The organism is Pseudomonas saudiphocaensis, assembly GCF_000756775.1.
In the GTDB taxonomy this organism is placed as follows: Bacteria; Pseudomonadota; Gammaproteobacteria; order Pseudomonadales; family Pseudomonadaceae; genus Stutzerimonas; species Stutzerimonas saudiphocaensis.
Window position 1 is genome coordinate 1,625,314 of record NZ_CCSF01000001.1, and the last position, 17,279, is coordinate 1,642,592.

Annotated in this window: 16 protein-coding genes; 6 read left to right on the plus strand and 10 right to left on the minus strand. The window is 60.5% G+C overall.

Annotation, left to right across the window (positions count from 1 at the left end; genetic code table 11):
• Positions 1-44 precede the first annotated feature (44 nt).
• The 8 genes from BN1079_RS07560 to BN1079_RS07595 form a co-directional block, all read right to left on the minus strand.
• Positions 45-1,205 carry a glycosyltransferase gene (locus BN1079_RS07560; RefSeq protein WP_037026692.1) on the minus strand — a complete coding sequence of 387 codons (1,161 nt, stop codon included), beginning with the start codon at positions 1,203-1,205 and terminating at the stop codon, positions 45-47.
• Positions 1,206-1,243: 38 nt separating this feature from the next.
• Positions 1,244-2,617: a lipopolysaccharide biosynthesis protein gene (locus tag BN1079_RS07565; RefSeq protein ID WP_037023405.1), complete on the minus strand. Its 1,374-nt coding sequence runs from the start codon at positions 2,615-2,617 to the stop codon at positions 1,244-1,246.
• Between the two features lie 14 nt (positions 2,618-2,631).
• Positions 2,632-3,978: a UDP-glucose dehydrogenase family protein gene (locus BN1079_RS07570; protein WP_037023407.1), complete on the minus strand. Its 1,347-nt coding sequence runs from the start codon at positions 3,976-3,978 to the stop codon at positions 2,632-2,634.
• A gap of 136 nt (positions 3,979-4,114) precedes the next feature.
• Positions 4,115-6,307 (minus strand): GumC family protein, encoded by a 2,193-nt coding sequence (locus tag BN1079_RS07575; RefSeq protein WP_037023409.1) that lies wholly within the window; start codon positions 6,305-6,307, stop codon positions 4,115-4,117.
• Positions 6,308-6,309: 2 nt separating this feature from the next.
• Positions 6,310-6,843 (minus strand): polysaccharide biosynthesis/export family protein, encoded by a 534-nt coding sequence (locus BN1079_RS07580; protein WP_037026693.1) that lies wholly within the window; start codon positions 6,841-6,843, stop codon positions 6,310-6,312.
• Between the two features lie 41 nt (positions 6,844-6,884).
• Positions 6,885-8,042 (minus strand): outer membrane beta-barrel protein, encoded by a 1,158-nt coding sequence (locus tag BN1079_RS07585; protein ID WP_037026694.1) that lies wholly within the window; start codon positions 8,040-8,042, stop codon positions 6,885-6,887.
• Positions 8,043-8,308: 266 nt separating this feature from the next.
• Positions 8,309-9,145, minus strand: a complete 837-nt coding sequence (locus BN1079_RS07590; protein WP_037023412.1) for a CvfB family protein — start codon at positions 9,143-9,145, stop codon at positions 8,309-8,311.
• Positions 9,146-9,210: 65 nt separating this feature from the next.
• Positions 9,211-10,359 carry a PQQ-dependent sugar dehydrogenase gene (locus BN1079_RS07595; RefSeq protein WP_037023414.1) on the minus strand — a complete coding sequence of 383 codons (1,149 nt, stop codon included), beginning with the start codon at positions 10,357-10,359 and terminating at the stop codon, positions 9,211-9,213.
• Positions 10,360-10,552: 193 nt separating this feature from the next.
• Between BN1079_RS07595 and BN1079_RS07600 the strand changes: the two genes are divergently transcribed.
• From BN1079_RS07600 to BN1079_RS07615, 4 genes are all read left to right on the plus strand, one after another.
• The gene (locus BN1079_RS07600) at positions 10,553-10,732 is read left to right on the plus strand and encodes a hypothetical protein (protein ID WP_037023417.1); all 180 of its coding nucleotides are present in this window, start codon (positions 10,553-10,555) and stop codon (positions 10,730-10,732) included.
• A 96-nt stretch (positions 10,733-10,828) separates the two neighbouring features.
• On the plus strand, positions 10,829-11,551 hold the full coding sequence (locus BN1079_RS07605) for an RNA pseudouridine synthase (protein WP_037023419.1): 723 nt from the start codon (positions 10,829-10,831) through the stop codon (positions 11,549-11,551).
• A gap of 153 nt (positions 11,552-11,704) precedes the next feature.
• A complete protein-coding gene (locus BN1079_RS07610) occupies positions 11,705-12,466 on the plus strand; it encodes a substrate-binding periplasmic protein (RefSeq protein ID WP_037023422.1) in 762 nt (253 codons plus the stop codon).
• A 65-nt stretch (positions 12,467-12,531) separates the two neighbouring features.
• Positions 12,532-13,065, plus strand: a complete 534-nt coding sequence (locus tag BN1079_RS07615) for a hypothetical protein (protein ID WP_037026696.1) — start codon at positions 12,532-12,534, stop codon at positions 13,063-13,065.
• A gap of 6 nt (positions 13,066-13,071) precedes the next feature.
• On the opposite strand, the gene BN1079_RS07620 is transcribed toward BN1079_RS07615, so the two are convergent.
• Positions 13,072-13,263, minus strand: a complete 192-nt coding sequence (locus BN1079_RS07620) for a hypothetical protein (RefSeq protein WP_037023424.1) — start codon at positions 13,261-13,263, stop codon at positions 13,072-13,074.
• A 196-nt stretch (positions 13,264-13,459) separates the two neighbouring features.
• Between BN1079_RS07620 and BN1079_RS07625 the strand changes: the two genes are divergently transcribed.
• The gene (locus tag BN1079_RS07625) at positions 13,460-14,338 is read left to right on the plus strand and encodes a DUF6279 family lipoprotein (protein WP_037023427.1); all 879 of its coding nucleotides are present in this window, start codon (positions 13,460-13,462) and stop codon (positions 14,336-14,338) included.
• A 54-nt stretch (positions 14,339-14,392) separates the two neighbouring features.
• Here the strand turns inward: BN1079_RS07625 and BN1079_RS07630 are convergent, their stop codons facing one another.
• The gene (locus BN1079_RS07630) at positions 14,393-15,352 is read right to left on the minus strand and encodes a class I SAM-dependent methyltransferase (protein WP_037023429.1); all 960 of its coding nucleotides are present in this window, start codon (positions 15,350-15,352) and stop codon (positions 14,393-14,395) included.
• Positions 15,353-15,679: 327 nt separating this feature from the next.
• Between BN1079_RS07630 and BN1079_RS07635 the strand changes: the two genes are divergently transcribed.
• Positions 15,680-17,203 carry an ATPase domain-containing protein gene (locus tag BN1079_RS07635; protein WP_037023431.1) on the plus strand — a complete coding sequence of 508 codons (1,524 nt, stop codon included), beginning with the start codon at positions 15,680-15,682 and terminating at the stop codon, positions 17,201-17,203.
• The last annotated feature ends 76 nt before the right edge of the window (positions 17,204-17,279 follow it).

Genomic DNA, 17,279 nt, shown 5'->3' on the forward strand with positions numbered 1-17,279 from the left:
CACCTTTTCCATGAATGAGTGAGGGGTTGAGTCAATCCAGTGAGTCAGCTCGAACGAGCGCTTTTAAGGAGCATTTGCACTCGCTCGAAAAAGCCGACACAAATCACCGGCAAGGAGGGAAATTTGTAGAAGAAGCGGAAGGTGTCGTACTGAGTTCGCGGCGCACGCAACGAGGCGCTGTCGACCTCGGCCGTATCGATCAGAGCGATGCCCTGCCCCGCCACGTCATGCAGCACGCTCAGCTCCATGGGCTTCATCGACAGGCTGAAGCTGTGCAGGCCCGGCTTGTCGGTGCGAGTCAGCTGCAGGCCGCTGCGACAGTCCTTGCAACCGAACAGGTTGACCTGGAAGTCATGCCCGGCCAGCTTTGGATTGAGTTTTTTCAAGGTCTGCGGAGAGAGTTCGCAGAAAGCGTCGTAACGCGCCAGGCTGTCATCGAAATGGCGGAAATGGTAGTCGATCCGCTGTTGCTGAATGGCAACCTGGAAACGCGACGAGGCGATGTAGAAATGCTGGCCGGGATCGCCGAAGTTGGTAGTCAGCGAGCGGTAGGGATAGACGAAATAGCGGTCGCTGCTGATGATCCAGGCGTTGTACAGCTTCAACCACGAGGATTCCGGCCAGCTGCGGATATCACCTGGAATGTTGTCGATACGACTGATATCGGTCCCATTGCCCAACAGCCACTCACGGAAACCCTGCCAGTGCCGGCGTGACCAGGCCTGCCCCCAGGATGCTGCCAGCTGCATGAAATACACATCCGAGTTGCCATCGTCGATGGGCGTAAACGGAAGGTTGGCGGTCTGGTTGAACTGCTGGCTGTAGAGGCTGATGCCGGCCACACGCGGTTCATTCTCGTAGAAGGCCAGCGCCCGGGCAGTGTATTCGTAGAAATATGGCGAGACGAACAGATCGTCTTCGAGCACCAGAACGTCACCGTACTCCTCGGTCAGATCCCCACAGGCCAGCACATGGTTGCGCAAGCCGAGACGCTGCTCGTGGTGAATCACCCGTTTTTCGCCATAGGGCCAGTCATAGGCTTCGGCGAGGCGCAACGGCTCCAGGGTTCCGGAGTTGTCCAGGCTGATTACCAGACGGATATTGCCCTCGGGGTAATGTGCCTTGCTCAGTGAGGTCAGCAGGCGCTGCAGGCTCTTCGGTCGGTTGTAGCCGATGACGATGATGGTGGGCAGCTTTGCTGTCATGTGTGCATCCATAGCGCTCAAAGAATTTACGTACTGGCTCATGCCGCAGCTCCTTGCCGCGTATGCCAGCGCCGTGCCTGGAAGACCACGATCACTACCAGGCTCAGATAAATCAGCACGCCAGCGGCGGAAAATGCCTGGACCGTGGCCAGCGCATCTCCGATCAATACCGCTCCGCCAAACAGCGCCAGCACTCGCAAGCTGGTGCTAAAGATTTCGAATATCAGAAACCGCCCCTGCAGCGACAACGCCGGCACTGCCACTACGCAAGGCCGCGAGACGAACACCAGATACTCAGCCAATGCCAGCCAGCGGGCGAACTCACCAGCCACCTGCCACTGCTCGCCGAACACCAGCGCGAACAGCCATGGGCCAAACGCCACCACCAGGCTGAACGGCACCAACCCGACCAGGGCCAGCGCCGCAGTCGCTTTGATCAACATTGAGGCAACTGGTTCACCGTCATGGATCGCCCGACTGATACGCGGGTAATAAACGTCGGCTACTGACTTGCCGATAAGGTTGGTGGGCATGCTCATCGCCTGCCGGCACAAGGCGAAGAAGCCTGCCGCCGCTGGCCCGAAATAGACCGCCAGGACCAGGGTCGGGAGATGCTGGGACATCGCATTGATCAGCATCACCGGCGCCCGGAACAGCGGAAAGTCGCGATGCCGCTGCGCCAGCGCAAGCAGGCCGGGCTGCGCTGCGACACTCTCGCCCGAGCCTGTACTCTGCTCGTGATTGTCGACATGGGGTTTGGCCCGCAGCATGGCCAGACCAAGCATTGCCGCGTGCAGCGCCTGCTGCAGCGCGGTACTGCAAACCAGCACCAGAGCCGAGGGCTGCACCAGTCCGGCCAGGGTGCGAATCGAGTTGAACAGCAGCGAATGGCCTACCGCAACGCTGGCGGTGATGTGAAAACGCTGGGTACGAAACAGCCACTGCTGAGAGATTTCCAGCGCAGCGCCACTGAACATGACCAGCGGCACCAGCATCAGGTAGGGCTGGATGATCTGCATCTGCAGCCGGGTCGTCAGCGCATCACCAAATAGAGAGAACAGCAGCGCCACAAGTAGCGCCATCAGCAAAGCGGTGAGCAGCGACAGACGCACCAGTCCTCGCGCATCGCCATCCCGCCGAGGCAGTACGATGGCGATGGGATAGGTCAGCGCGGCAACCGGGATCAACATCAGGGTTACGCTGAGAAAAGTGCCCAGAACACCGTAAGCTTCCGGCCCGTAAATGCGCGTGATCACCGGCATAAACGCCAGCGTCAGCGCCTGCGCACCCGCAGTACCGCTGACCACGGTGAGAATATTGCGCAGCAGCCGGCTGTTGCGGCCGCCCTGCACCAGCGCCGCCAGCCGTTCACGGAACATGGAAGAGCCGCCGCTCTGCTCGATGACGCTCACTCAGCGATCCTCACTTACGCCGCCACCGGCTGGCGGCCGATGCCGTAGTAGGCAAAGCCTTCACGCTGGAGCTGCTCGCGGTCGTATTGATTGCGGCCGTCGACGATCAGCGGGGTGTTGAGCAGGCGCTTCAAAGCTCGGAAGTCAGGACGGCGGAAAGGCTTCCACTCGGTCACCAGGCACAGCGCATCGGCATCAATGGCTGCCTCGTACTGGCCTTCCACGATCTCCAAACGACCGTCTGCAAACCAGGCCTCGGGGAATTCACGGCGGGCTGTCTCACGGGCTATGGGGTCGAAGGCGCGAACCTTGGCGCCTGCATTGATCAGGCTGTTGATCAGGACCACGCTGGGCGCCTCGCGCATATCATCGGTGCCCGGCTTGAACGCCAGGCCCCAGACCGCAATGGTGCGACCGGCAAGATCGCCATTGAAATGGCTGGACAGCTTGTTGAACAGCGTGTGCTTCTGTTGCTCGTTACGCGCTTCGACCGCTTGCAGCAGTTTGGGCTCGAAGTCGCTCTGATGGGCGATCCTGATCAGCGCCTTGACGTCCTTGGGGAAGCAGGAGCCGCCGTAACCGCAACCGGCATAAATGAAGTGGTAACCGATGCGCTCGTCCGAGCCGATGCCCACGCGTACGTTCTCCACGTCCACATCGAGCCGCTCGCACAAGCCGGCGATTTCGTTCATGAAGGAAATCTTCGTTGCCAGCATCGCGTTGGCGGCGTATTTGGTCATTTCCGCATCGCGGATCCCCATGAACAGGGTCCGTGGGCGGTTGCGGATAAAGGGTGCATAGAGCGCGCTCATCACCTGTCGCGCATGCTCGTTGTCGGCACCGATGACGATACGGTCCGGGTGCATGAAGTCGTTGACTGCAGCGCCTTCCTTGAGGAATTCGGGATTCGACACCACCGAAAACTCGATCTCTACACCGCGTGCTTCAAGCCGCTCGCTGATGGCCTCGCGCACCAGATCGGCGGTGCCCACCGGCACAGTGGACTTGTTTACGATGATCGCCGGAGCCCTCAGGGTGTCGCCAATCTGCCGGGCAACCTCCAGCACGTAGCGCAGATCCGCTGAACCATCCTCACCAGGAGGTGTGCCGACGGCGATGAAAAATACCTCGGACTGCTCCACGGCCTCGGCCAGCGAAGTAGTGAAGATCAACCGCTCGGACGCATGGTTGTCGCGTACGATGTCTTCAAGGCCCGGTTCGTAGATCGGCAGAATCCCCTGCTTCAGGTTCTCGATCTTTGTCTGATCGACGTCGACGCAATAGACCTGGTTGCCCATCTCGGCGATACAGGCGCCGGTTACCAGGCCCACGTAACCGCTTCCAACCACGGTGATGTTCATAGCAGCTTCCTCGAAAAGTCATTCATGCAGGCGTGCCAGTGCCCGCCCCTGATAAAGAGCCGTTGGCACATCGTCTTGCTGGCAAATTAAGAGTCCGGCCAGACTCGTCTGGCCGGACAGGGTAAGAGCGAGCCGGTTAGACCGTTTGCTCGCTATAACCGTAGTGGTCGTAGTAGCCACGGAACTGGCCGTTCTTCTTGGCCTTCTCGATGTCCACATGGTTGAGCACCACACCTGCGACGGGTGCGCTGCTGTTCTGCAGCTGGCTCACGCCCTTCTGGACATGCGGGATCAGGGTGCTGTCGGACTTGACCACATAGATCACCGCATCAGCCAAGGTCGACAGAACGGCCGCATCACTGACCGCCTGGCTCGGAGGCGAATCGATGATGATCCGCTCGTAACGCCCCTTGAGCACTTCCAGCAACTTGGCGAAGCGCGGCGATGACAGCAGCTCCAGCGGATTGGAAGGCACCGGGCCAGCGGCGATCATGTCGACGTTGCCTACGCTGTGAATGCAGTCTTCGAGACGGGCATTGCCACCGATCAGGTTCACCAGGCCTGGCGTACCGGGCTTCAGCTCGAAGGCCTTTTCCAGAGTTGCGCGGCGCAGGTCGGCGTCGATCAACAGGACGCGATGCAGCTGCCCCATGGCGAACGCCAGGTTGGCCGAGACCGAACTCTTGCCCTCGCCCGGTGCGGTGGAGGTAACCACGAGAACCTGGCGTGGATGGTTGGCTTCGCTGAGCAGCAGGTTGGTACGAATGGTTCGCACGGCCTCGCAGAAGCGCTTGTCGCCGCTGCGCTCGAACAGATGGCTGACCTCCTTGCGGAGCTTGCGAGGCACCTGCGGCACGATGCCCATGACCGGCAGGTTCAGCTTGTTTTCCACCTCCTCGGAGCTCTTGAAGGTGTTGTCGAGAATCTCGCGGATGATTGCCTGGGCGATGCCCAGCACCAGCGCCAGGAACAAGGCCACCACCATGATCAGCTTGACGTTGGGTGCACTGGGCTCGGTCGGCGGAATCGCCGCGTCGACTACCCGCGCATTGGTGGAACTCAGGTCGGACGTCGCCGTGGTTTCCTGCAGACGGGTCATGAAGGTGTCGTACAGGGCGCGGTCGCTTTCAACCTGACGCTGCAGGTCACGAACCTTGAACTCCTTGCGCGAAATATCCTGGATGCGGTCCTTGTTCTCGTTGAACGAGGAGCGCAGCGAGTTCTCATTGGCTACCGCCAGCTGATAGTTGCGCTCGATGCTCGCCACTACCTGCTCAACTTGCTGACGCAGGCTGGCGGTTGCAGCGTTCAGGTCCGAACGCGCCGAAACCATGGCGGGGTGACGGTCGCCATAACGACGTGAAAGGTCCTCGACACGAGCGCGGGCATGCGCCTGGTCGGCCTTGAATTGCTGGATCAATGGATGGCCCAGAACGGCCGGCACGCTGGACAGACGCTCCCAGCCCTGGCTGCGCATCGACTCAACCTGACGGAACTGGCTCTCGGCTTCGGCACGCTGGCGGCGCGCATCGATCATGCGGTCACCGGTGAGCGACAGTTCGCTGGCACTGATGGTGCCGACACCGTTGAGGTCCACCAGACCTTCGGCATCCAGGTAGGCCTGCAGCTGATCCTCGGAAGCCTGCAGCTTCTCCCGCAGCGATACCAGACGATCATTCATCCAGCTGGCCGCCGTCATCGACATGTCGACCTTGGCTTCCAGCTGCGCCTCGATATAAGCCTGGGCCAACTGATTGGTGGCTTGTGCGGCGGTATAGTTGTCAGCCATGGCAACCGACAGGTAGACCAGCTGGCTCTTGCCCTCGACCCACACCGAAGTACGCTCCATGAACAGCTGGGTGGCGTAGTCCATGACTTGCGCTTCGCTGATCGGTTCGACCTCTTCACCAGTCAGTTTTGCAATCAAAGCGCTGAAATCGATCAGCGGACCGGGCTGCTGACGCAGATCGAACTCGGGATGTTCGGTCAGGTTCAGGTCGCGCACCACGCGCTCGGCAACACCACGGCTCTGCATCAGGCTGAGCTGGGTCTGCAGGTATTCACTGAGCTCCGGCGACTCGACCATGGGCTGGAAAGAAACGACGGGCGCGGCCTTGTTCTCGATGAGCACGGAAGCAACGGCCTTGTAGATGGGCGTCATGCGCATGACCAGAACAAGGGTCAGCAGCCCGACCACAGCCACCAGCAGGGCGATGCCCCACTTGCGCGACCAGATGGCGTGCCAGATTTTCTTGAGGTCGATGAAATCGCTATCGGCAGTATTGGCAGGGCGCTGCCATGGTCGATCCGGGCGAACGGGGCTATTCATGATCAGAAGAATCCTTCATCGATATTGATCGTATCGCCGGGGCGAACCAGGGTATCCATCGTGGCTTTTTCCGCGCTGCGTCCATTCTCGGAGCCGCGCACGATGGTCATGCGTTTGGTCGAGGCGCGCTCGGTCAGCCCGCCCGCCAGGGCAATCGCGCGGTCCAGGGTTAGACCGGGTTGATAGGGATAACCGCCGGGCAGCTTGACCTCGCCGGAGATGTAGAACTCGCGGTAGTTGACCACCGACACCGACACCCGCGGGTCGACCAGGTAGCCGTCCTTGAGTGCATCGGTCAGCAGGCTGCGTACCTGGCCCGGCGTTTTCCCGTTGGCGTCCACCTCACCAATAAAGGGAAAAGTGAAAGTGCCGGCGTCGGTCAGGCGTATTTCGTCGAATGAAAGATCCGGCTCACCGTGGACGCTGACGCGGATTACATCACCCGAACCCAGCTGATACTGGGCGGCGCTGGCCACGGCGCTGAACGCCAGCAGCGCCAGAAGCGAGAGGTATTTGAAGATGTTCTGAAAGGTCATGCTTTGCTTCTCCTTGGACACTAATGCACTCCTGACCGGCCTTAAAGGCTCATGTCGAAACTCAGCAGATAGACATTTCTGTCGTAAGTTTCCCAACTGAAGGTGGAATCGTTTTCCGTGCGCAGGTAGGACAGGGTCACGTCGATCCAGCGATCCGGCGACCAGGTCATTCCCACGCCATAAGAGGTGCGCTCGTCGTCGCGGTTCAATCCTTTGTACTCACGATCGGAGTAGCGATAGAGCAGCTCGGTGGAGACACGGGAGGTCCAGGCGTGTTCCCAGGTTGCCAGGGTGGTCCAGTCATTGATGGTGCTGGCGCCGTCGTCGCCCTCGTCGAAAGCCCGACGGGTGTTGAGCTTGAACACGGAGTAGCTGCGCGGTTCCCAGGTGACACCGGCCTCCCACATTGGGCTGGTGAAGTCATCACGCTGGCTGCTGTCGAAATCCTTGCGTTCCACACCCAGCTTGACCGAGCCGGAAGTCTTGCCGCCGGCTTCCCATGAAATCCCACCGAGCAGCGCCTTGTTGGTGCTATCGCGCAGCGCGGTGGACTGGACGTAGTCGTGGTCGGTATGCCGCAGTTCCAGCAGCGAATGGGTAGTGCCGCCGAGGCGATGGAACCAGATGGTGTTGAACATCAGGCTGTCGCGCTCTTCCGACTCGTTCAGAGTGCCGCTGTTGTGGTAGCGCCGCTCTTCGTAGCGAGTGCCGAACTCCAGCTGGTTGCGAGCGGTGCGGGCGCCGAAACGGTAGGCGGCACGGGCAACCTTGGTGCTGTACTTGTCGTTCTCGGTTATATCGTCGGTGTCGGCTGTCTCTTCGACACGGTGGTAGGCCAGGCCCCAGTTCAGGCGATGCCGCGAACTGAACTCCATGGCGCTGCGAAAGCTCAGGTGGTGATCGGTGTTGGTGGCTTCGGAGTCGGAATGAAAGTGGTCGTGATTGAGGGAGTACTCCAGCTCGTACTCGCTGTTGCGGTTGCCGGTTGCGAGTAGAAAGGTCGGATTGATCCCCGTAACCCAGGACGCCTGTTCGTTCTCCGACAGACCACGGTAGTTGTCGTCGTAGCTCTCGCGCACCACCAGTGTGGGCGTGAACTCGAAACCACCGATGCGAACGTATCGCGGATCGTTCGCCGCCAATGCCTGAGTGGTTGCGAGGCAAACAAGCGATGCCCCCGCGAGCGTGATTTTCCTCATAACGAATCCCTTCCCGGAGATGAATTTTTGGTTCATGCCTCGATTCCAGCCGCTACGCTTCACTTGGCTTGTGAGGAGTCATAGACACGCAACAGACCGCAAATATCCGTGACAGTTGCACAATCGATCTGGGGGAAATTCGGAGAAGGGGGGCCGCAGGGGAATACGCGCAAAGCCAAGCAGCCTCGGCCTTGCGGAGAGTTTTAGTGAGATGGCAGCAGTGGCCGATCGGAGTCGGCCTCAATCACGCGGGGGTAAGCAGGGGCTCAAACGCGTTCGATACGGTCCGGGTGAATCAGAATGCGACCCTGCTTGTAGAGCCCGCCGATAGCCTTTTTGAAGTTGCCCTTGCTGACCCCGAACAGCTGTGCGATTTCCTCGGCGGGGGTCTTGTCGCTGACCGGCAGACTGCCCTGGTTTTCCTGCAGCTTCTGCATGATCAGGGCCTGCAAGCTGTCGACGGCTTCGCTGCCCAGCGGCTGCAGACTCAGGCTGATCTTGCCGTCGGCACGCAGCTCGCGGATGTAGCCCTTCTCGCGCATACCGCCGCGCAGAAACTTGAAGGCCTCGTTTTTGTGAATCAGCCCCCAATGCTGGCCATTGATAATCGCCTTGTGGCCCAGATCGGTGCGTTCCACCACCAGCAGATCGACCGCCTCGCCTACCTGATAACGCGGCGGGGTCTTGTCCAGGTAGCGGTCCAGCCGCGCCGTGGCGGTAATGCGCCGGGTGTGCTTGTCGAGGTAGACGTAGACGACGCAGTAGTCTCCTTCCTGCAGTGGGCGCTTTTCCTCGGAGTGCGGCAGCAGAAGATCCTTGGGCAGACCCCAGTCGAGGAACAGCCCGATGCGGTTGATCTGCACCACCTTCAGGCTGGCAAACTCACCAACTTGAACCTTGGGCTTTTCGGTGGTGGCGATCAGCTTGTCATCGCTGTCGAGGTACACGAAGACGTTGAGCCAGTCGTCTACCTCGGTAGACGTATCCTTGGGGATGTAACGATTGGGCAGCAGGATTTCGCCATCCGGGCCGCCGTCCAGATAAAGACCGAAGCCGGTGTGTTTGACGATTTGCAGGCTGTTGTAGCGCCCGATTGCGGCCATGGTGAAAAGTATCCTGTGAGTCGAGGCGGCCGATTCTAACAGGCCGCCGCGGTATCGGCTGAGACTCAGCGGTCTGCCAGGCCGACCTTTAACAACCGGCCTTTCGACGAATCCGTCAGCAGATAGAGATAACCGTCCGGCCCAAGGCGCACATCGCGAATGCGCTCCTCCATATCCTTGAGCAGGCGCTCATCGTGAACCACCTTGTCGCCGTCAAGCTGCAGGCGAATCAGCGAGCGATCAAGCATGGCTCCAACAAACAGGTTGTGCTGCCAGGGTTCGAAACGCTCGGCGTCATAGAAGGCCATTCCGCTTACGGCCGGCGACTGACGCCAGACATGATGCGGAGGCTCGGTATTCGGGGCGGACTCTCCTACCGCCTCAGAAATGGCGCGCCCGCTGTAGTCGATGCCGTGGGTCGCCAGGGGCCAACCGTAATTTCGCCCTGGTTGTGGGATGTTGATTTCATCGCCGCCACGCGGGCCATGCTCGTGGGTCCAAACGGCACCGCTCCAGGGATTGAGCGCCGCACCCTGCTGGTTGCGGTGGCCATAGGACCAGATTTCCGGAAGCGCCCCGTCGGTGTTCACGAATGGGTTGTCCTGTGGCACCTTGCCGTCAGGCTCGATCCGCACCACCTTGCCCTGGTGCTTGTCCAGGTCTTGCGAGGTAGGTCGCTGGTTGTTCTCACCGAGCGCAATGAACAGCCGGCCCTCGCGGTCAAACACCAGGCGCGCGCCGAAATGCAGACCGGTGGAAAGCTTCGGCTGCTGCTCGAAGATCACAGTGAAATCTTCCAGCGAGCGCCGGTCATCCGCCAGCCACCCTCGCCCCACAGCCGTGCCGGCCTTGCCCTCGTCACCTTTCTGCGCATAGCTGAGATAGACCAGCCGGTCGCTGTCGAAATCGGGCGACAACTGCACATCGAGCAGGCCACCTTGGCCTTCAGCAAACACCTGCGGCACACCTTCGAGCGGTTCGGACAGTCGCCCCTGGGCATCAATCAAACGCAGTCGGCCGGGCCGTTCGGTCACCAGCATGCCGCCGTCGCCAGGCAGGAATGCCAGCGCCCAGGGGTACTTCAGACCCTTGGCAACCTCCTCCACGCTGATTCGGCCCAGCTCGCTGTCGTAGTAGTTCACCTGGCCCAAAGCCAGGGACGAACAGGCAAGCGCCAAACCACAGAGCAGGGCGCGGGGAGCAAGGTGCGGCATGGGGTATCCTCCAGATGAACAGGCTTTCAGAAAAGACCATGGACTCGGCAAAACGCTTCAATAAAAGCTCGTGCCAGCCGGCCGATTCAATAGCCATAAGCCATGCCCCATACCTTCACGCCGGTAAAGTCAACAAAAGTCTTAAAAAATCTGTACAATGCCCGGTTCGACTGACTAAAGGAACCGAAAGACGATGGCTACCAAGACCACCTCCGCCAAGCGCAAGCCTGAACCTGCTACCGAAACCAGCCAGTCCCTGGCCGCTCAAATGGCCGCCTTCATCAAGGCCGGCGGCGAAGTGCAGAAGATCCCCAACGGCGTTAGCGGCCAGACTCAGGGCCCTTCGCGCCAGATCACCATCAGCAAGAAGTAATACCCGCAGCATCCAACCTACATAGCGAGCCTAAGCTGCCACCCTAACGCAGCGGCTCGCCAGGTTACCTCCCCTCCCGCGCCACTCGAGCACCCGATGACCGACCCCGTACGCCTGTCTAAATACCTCGCCGAACAGCTCGGCTGCTCCCGGCGCGAAGCCGAGCTGTATATCGAAGGCGGCTGGGTTAGCGTCGATGGCCAAGTCATCGAAACGCCCTGGTTCAAGGTCACCGAACAACAGGTCCAGCTACTGCCCGGCGCCACCGCTACCGAGGTGCCACCGGTCACGCTGCTGCTGCACAAACCCGCCGGCCAACTGCCTGCCGAAGACCCTTCGACCATCCAGGCACAGCTTGCACAGGCCACGCACTGGAGCGCCGACGATGCACGCCTGCAACCCCGCGCGCGACACTTGGTTCAGCAAACGGCACTGCTACCGCTGGAAGCGGACGACAGCGGCCTGGTGGTGTTCAGCCAGCAGCGCGAGGTAATTCGCAAGCTGGGCGATCCACGCGACAAGCTCGAACAGGAATTCGTCGTTGAAGTCTCCGGCGATGCCGAGGAAGGCGGGCTTGAACTGCTGGCCCGAGGCATCGGCCATCGCGGCAAGATTCTGCCCAAGGCCAAAGCCAGCTGGCAGAACGAAACCCGCCTGCGAATCGTCATCAAGGCGCCGCAGCCCGGTGACCTGCGCCAGCTTTGCGAGTCCATCGGGCTGCGCATGCTGAGCGCCAAGCGTATCCGCATCGGCCGCCTGTCCATGGCCAAGCTCCCACTGGGCGAGTGGCGTTTTCTCGGCGAACACGAGCGTTTTTGAATCGCGGTTTCTCAACCTGATTCCAGCCATCGACATCGCCGCTGCCGAATTCGCTTCGGGCCCGGCGCCGCACTATGCTTGAGTTGTCGCCTGCGCGACCGGGCATGGCTGGGCCGAATCTCGGCCACCTTCCTGCTCTGAAAAGGGTGCGCCATGCCGAGATTCCTTCTGGTGGTCTTCCTCAGCCTGCTGCCCGTGCTGTGCCTTGCTCAACAACCTGTCGAGGTATGGACCTATCACCTCACCCCACCATTCAAGGTCAATGCTTCACAGGGGCTTTCCCAAGACTTCGTCGACCTGCTCAACAACGATCCAGCCAACGCCGGGCGCTTTCGCTTTCAGCTGACTGAACTGCCACGAAAGCGCCTCGACCTGCAACTTGAGCGCGGCTCGCCCGGCGTTCTGCTCTGGGCCACGCCGCAGTTTTTTACCGCCGAGCTGACCGCCAACGCACGATGGACACAAGCCCTTCTGCACGACCAACAAAGTTTCGTCTCACTGCCTGACCTGGCATTCGAATACGACCGCCCACGCTCACTCAAGGGGCTCATCCTCGGAGGTGTGCTGGGCTATCGCTATGAAGGCCTGGAAAAGGAAATCGCCAGCGGCGCAATTCGCCGGCAGAACGTCCATACCGACCTGCAGAATCTGCAGAAGCTTTTGTCCGGGCGCATCCATACCCTGCTTATCGCGCAATCGACGCTGCTCTACTACCGTCAGAGTGAAAAGCTCGGCGATCTGTACATTTCCGAAAAGCCGCTGTATCAATTCACTCGCCACCTGCTGATCACGAACAATCTCGGCAAGGCCGCTTCCGACTATCTGGATGGCTTTCTTGCTGCCTTGCCGAGCAATCCGCACTGGCAGATCATCCTGAATCACTACGGCCTTCAGTCCATGGCTGCCCATGATTGAACGAAACACCGAAACCCAGGCCTGACACCACGACGCACTGCTACGAGAAGAGAACAAGGCAATTGATTAAGAACGCACTGCTGGTCGGAATGCTGCTTGCCGTGGGTGGCTGCGCCTCGTACTCATGTAACGATGAGCCGGGCAGCGCCTGCAGGGCCGAGCGGCTGCTGTATCAGAACGATCTGCTGCAAGCCAAGATACTCATTTCCCAGGCCAACGAAGACGGCTACGAACTCGCCCACGCGCTGCTCAAGCGCAGTGCCCGCCTGGATAAGCGGGGCGAAACCGAGTTTTACCGAGCGCTCTTGCTGATACGCCAGGGGCCGCAACAGGATGAGGTCCTGAAGCTGCTGGAACGGGCCGCCGACAAGGGCCATCCACATGCGGTAGCCCTGCTCTACACGATCTACCAGCAACCCTTTCTGGTCGATGAGCAGCAACCCGAAAAGGCCGAGTCCTATCGCCGGGCCTATGCTCAGCTAGACGTCGCACAGAGTGGTTATCCCTCCTTCGAAAAGGCTCTGGAGCTGGTTTCACATCTCATCGAGCCTCCTCCTCTCGAAGAACGGCCTGCACCCTGCCCCAGTCATTGTCGGTAGCCTCGACTAACGAGGCGCGGGGGATTGGGAAATCTTCGGCTCCTGCTTGCCATCAACAACCGCCTGGGCTTCCTCTCGCGTGGCGTAGGGGCCGGCGATGGTCGTACCGTCCATCTCCACAACCCAGCAGGTGACCCAGGTCGGGCGCCAGCTCTTGGGTACCTCGTCTCCGCTCAGGTGTTTGATACTGGTCTGCATGATGGATTCCCTCGCCTGAAGTCATGATCCGCTGCGCCGCCAATGGGGCGACGCAGCCCATGGTCTTGGGACCACACCAAACCGGGTTGTTCTCGTACCGGCCAGCGCCAAGTGTTTAACAGGAAGTTTTTCCGACCGAACTGGCAGAGCGCCATAGGCTCTACCGGAAGCGCGGAATCACCAACGAGGGAGCGCAATGCGGATCAATCTGACACTCGGCCTCAAAACTTGGCTATTGCTGCTGGCAATGGCCGTGGTGCTGGCCGGCTGCAGCCGTATCAACCTCGCCTACCGCAACCTCGACCTGTTGGTGGCCTGGTCGCTGGACGATTATCTGGACCTGAACCGCCAACAGCAGGCCCGCCTGCGGGAACGCTTGCGTGAGCATCTGGCCTGGCACTGTCGTACCCAGTTGCCAGACGACCTCGACGCCCTTCAGCGCGTGCGCCAACAGATCCGCCAGGGCGAACTCGATGAGCGCGCCATCCGCAGCCACTATGAGGATATCCGCCAAGCCATCCAATCGGTGGCCGTGGAGATCACTCCGACCACCGTGCAGCTGTTGCGCGAGCTGGATGAGCGGCAGGTGAGCCAGCTTGCCGAAGCCCTGGCTCGCGACCATCAGGAACACCTGGAAAAATACCTGGCCGCGCCACTGCCGCAGCAGATTCGTGAGCGCGCCGAGCGCATGGGCGAACGTGTAGAGCAGTGGCTTGGCAAGCTCGATGCTGCACAGCGGCAACGCATTCGGGTTTGGGCCCATACGCTGGGTGAGCAGAACCGCCTCTGGCTGGAAAACCGCAGGCATTGGCAGCTGGCGCTGTTGGAGGCCCTGAGCGATCGCCATGAGGCGGAATTCGAACAGCATATCGTCCGCCTGCTGCAGGAGCGGGAATCCATGGAAACGGACGCTTATCGGGCAGCCCTTGCCCACAGCGAGAACGCAACCATCGCCCTGATCAGTGACCTGTATGCGCTGTCCGATGCACAGCAGCGGCGCCATCTGGACAACCGCCTGCAACGCCTGGGCAACGACCTGGGCTCACTGGACTGCCTGCCTGCGCCCCCGGCATGAGCAAAAAGGGCCAGCGCCCGCACGATATGCGGATCCAGATTGCTGGCGGCCTGCTCAGGTTTTTTCGCCGTTCTGGGCCACACGCTCGAATACCAGTGCCTTCAACCCGCTGTCGGCGCTGACGTCGGGAAATTCCGGCGGGTTTTCCAGGCGCTGCAAGTACACCAGTTCGGGCGCCTCGGCGGCGACACCTTCGATCAGAAAGTCCGGCCCCGTATCCGGATCGTTGATGCACGCCAGCACCCTGCCAGTTGGCGTCAGCAACTCGGGCAGGCGGCGGAGGATCTTCTGGTAGTCGCGATTCAGGGCGAAGCTGCCTTTCTGAAAGGACGGCGGGTCGACGATTACCAGATCGTAGGGGCCGCTCTTGCGAACCCGGCCCCATGACTTGAACAGCTCATGACCAAGGAAGCTGACCTTGCGCATATCATGGTCATTGAGTCGATGGTTGTCCCGCCCGCGATTGAGCGCTGCACGAGCCATGTCCAGATTGACCACATGTTCGGCACCACCGGCAATCGCCGCCACGGAAAACCCGCAGGTGTAGGCAAACAGATTGAGCACGCGCAAGCCCTGCGCCTGTTCCTGTACCCAGCGCCGGCCATAGCGCATGTCGAGAAACAGTCCGTTGTTCTGCTTGGTACCCAGGTCGAGCTTGTAGCGCAGTCCGTTCTCGCTGATCGTCCACTCTTCCACAGGCTCGCCCAGCAGCTGTTCCATATGGCTGTCCGGCAGGTAGCGGTGCTGCAGCAAAAGGCTGTGAGCGCCGCTTGCCTGCCATTCGGCGCCGCGGCTGATCTCCAACAGAACTGCTCTCAGCGCATCCAGCTGCGCAGCTTCAGGCTCACGAAACAGCGAAACCAGCAGCACGCCCTGCAACCAGTCCACGGTGACATGTTCAAGCCCTGGCCAACAGCGGCCACGGCCATGGAACAGCCTGCGCGCCTCGGCAGGAGGCTGCGCCAGCGCAATGGTCAGGTGTTGCTGCAGCGTAGCGAGGGCTTCAGGGTGCATAGAGTTGTCTTGCATTTAAAAAGGCGCTGGATTCTAAACGCGTTTTGAAAAGGCCGCAGACCAGGCACTCGCTTGACCAAAGGCCACTAGAGAAGAGCAGCGACAGGCTGCAATGTGAACAGCCGAATAAAAACCGAGTCGGATGGGATGACCGCACCGCTGGAAACCGTCAGCCAAATCAGGCCCGACCCGGCTGCTCAGATTGCACAGAGGAAACGCCCGGGCTTAGGCAACCCGAGCGTACTGCCCTCGGGGAGCTCTTGCAGGCCAGGACTGCAACAAAGGGGAAAGCGGCGATTTCGCCCATCACAGCACACGGAGTATGAAATGACCGATTCCTCCCATCCCGACACAATTTCAGATGACGGCTCATCACCACGCATCTCAACCGGCAGCGAAGGCCTGGATGACATCCTCGGTGGCGGCCTGGACTCCAATCGGATGTACCTGTACGAAGGCAGCCCCGGCTCGGGCAAAACCACCCTCGCCATGCAGTTTCTGCTGGAAGGCGTGCGTCTGGGCGAGCGTGTACTTTTTGTGACGCTTTCGGAAACCAGCCAGGAACTGGAGCTCGTTGCCAAGCGCCACGGCTGGACGCTTGATGGCATTGATGTATTTGAACTGGTGACGCCCGAAACAAGCCTGGACCCGGAACTGGAGCTGACGGTACTGCACCCGGCCGAGATGGAACTGAGCGAGACCACCCGGCAGGTGCTTGATCGCGTCAGTGAAACCAATCCGACCCGCATCGTCTTCGATAGCCTTTCAGAGATGCGCCTGCTGGCCCAAAGCGCGCTGCGCTATCGCCGGCAGGTGCTGGCGCTCAAGCACTTTTTCACTACCCGGCACAGTACCGTCATCCTGATCGACGACCAGACCTCGGAAAGTGGTGACCTTCAGCTGCACTCCATTTGCCACGGCGTGGTGATGCTTGAGCAGCTAGCCGTCGACTATGGCGCCGAGAGAAGGCGCTTGCGGGTGATCAAGATGCGCGGCATCAAGTTCCGCGGTGGCTATCACGATTTCAGTATCAGAAAAGGCGGATTGTCGATTTACCCACGTCTGATTGCTGCCGAGCATCACACCGCATTTTCCGATGAGCTGATCTCCAGCGGCAACGAGGGGCTGGACAGGCTGCTTGGCGGCGGACTTGAACGCGGCAGCAGTGCGCTGCTGGTCGGAGCTGCCGGGGTGGGCAAGTCGTCGCTGGTGCTGGGTTACGCCATAGCGGCTTGCAAACGCGGCGAGCAGGTCGGCTTGTTCGTATTTGATGAAGGCGTCAGTACGCTTCTCGCACGCGGTAAAGCACTGGGACTGGATATCGAACCCTGGCTGGAAAAGGGGCTGCTGCACCTGCGCCAGATCGACCCAGCCGAGCTTTCGCCTGGCGAGTTCACCGCTGCGGTACGCCATTGCGTCGAGGTACAAGGCGCCCGAATGGTGTTGTTGGACAGCCTCAACGGCTACCTGAACGCCATGCCGGACGGTCGCTTTCTGACATTGCAAATGCATGAGCTGCTCAGTTATCTGGGACAGCAGGGCGTGGTCAGTATCATGGTCCTGGCACAACATGGCCTGCTCGAGCAGATGGAAACGCCGTTGGACCTCAGCTATCTAAGTGACGCGGTCATTATGCTGCGCTATTTCGAACACGCTGGTACCGTGCGGCGCGCGCTGTCAGTGATCAAGAAACGCAGCGGCTATCATGAAAACGCCATCAGGGAGTTTCAGCTCAGCGCCTCGGGCATCAGAGTTGGAGCACCTCTGACGATGTTCAGCGGCATCCTTTCAGGCACTCCAGAGTTCATCGGCGATGCCACACTCCTTATGGACGCGCATGACCCCGTCTGAGCAACAGCCGCTGGTAGCCATCTACGCCCCCATCGGCCGGGACGGCCCCGCCTCCGCCGACCTGCTCCGCCGCAGC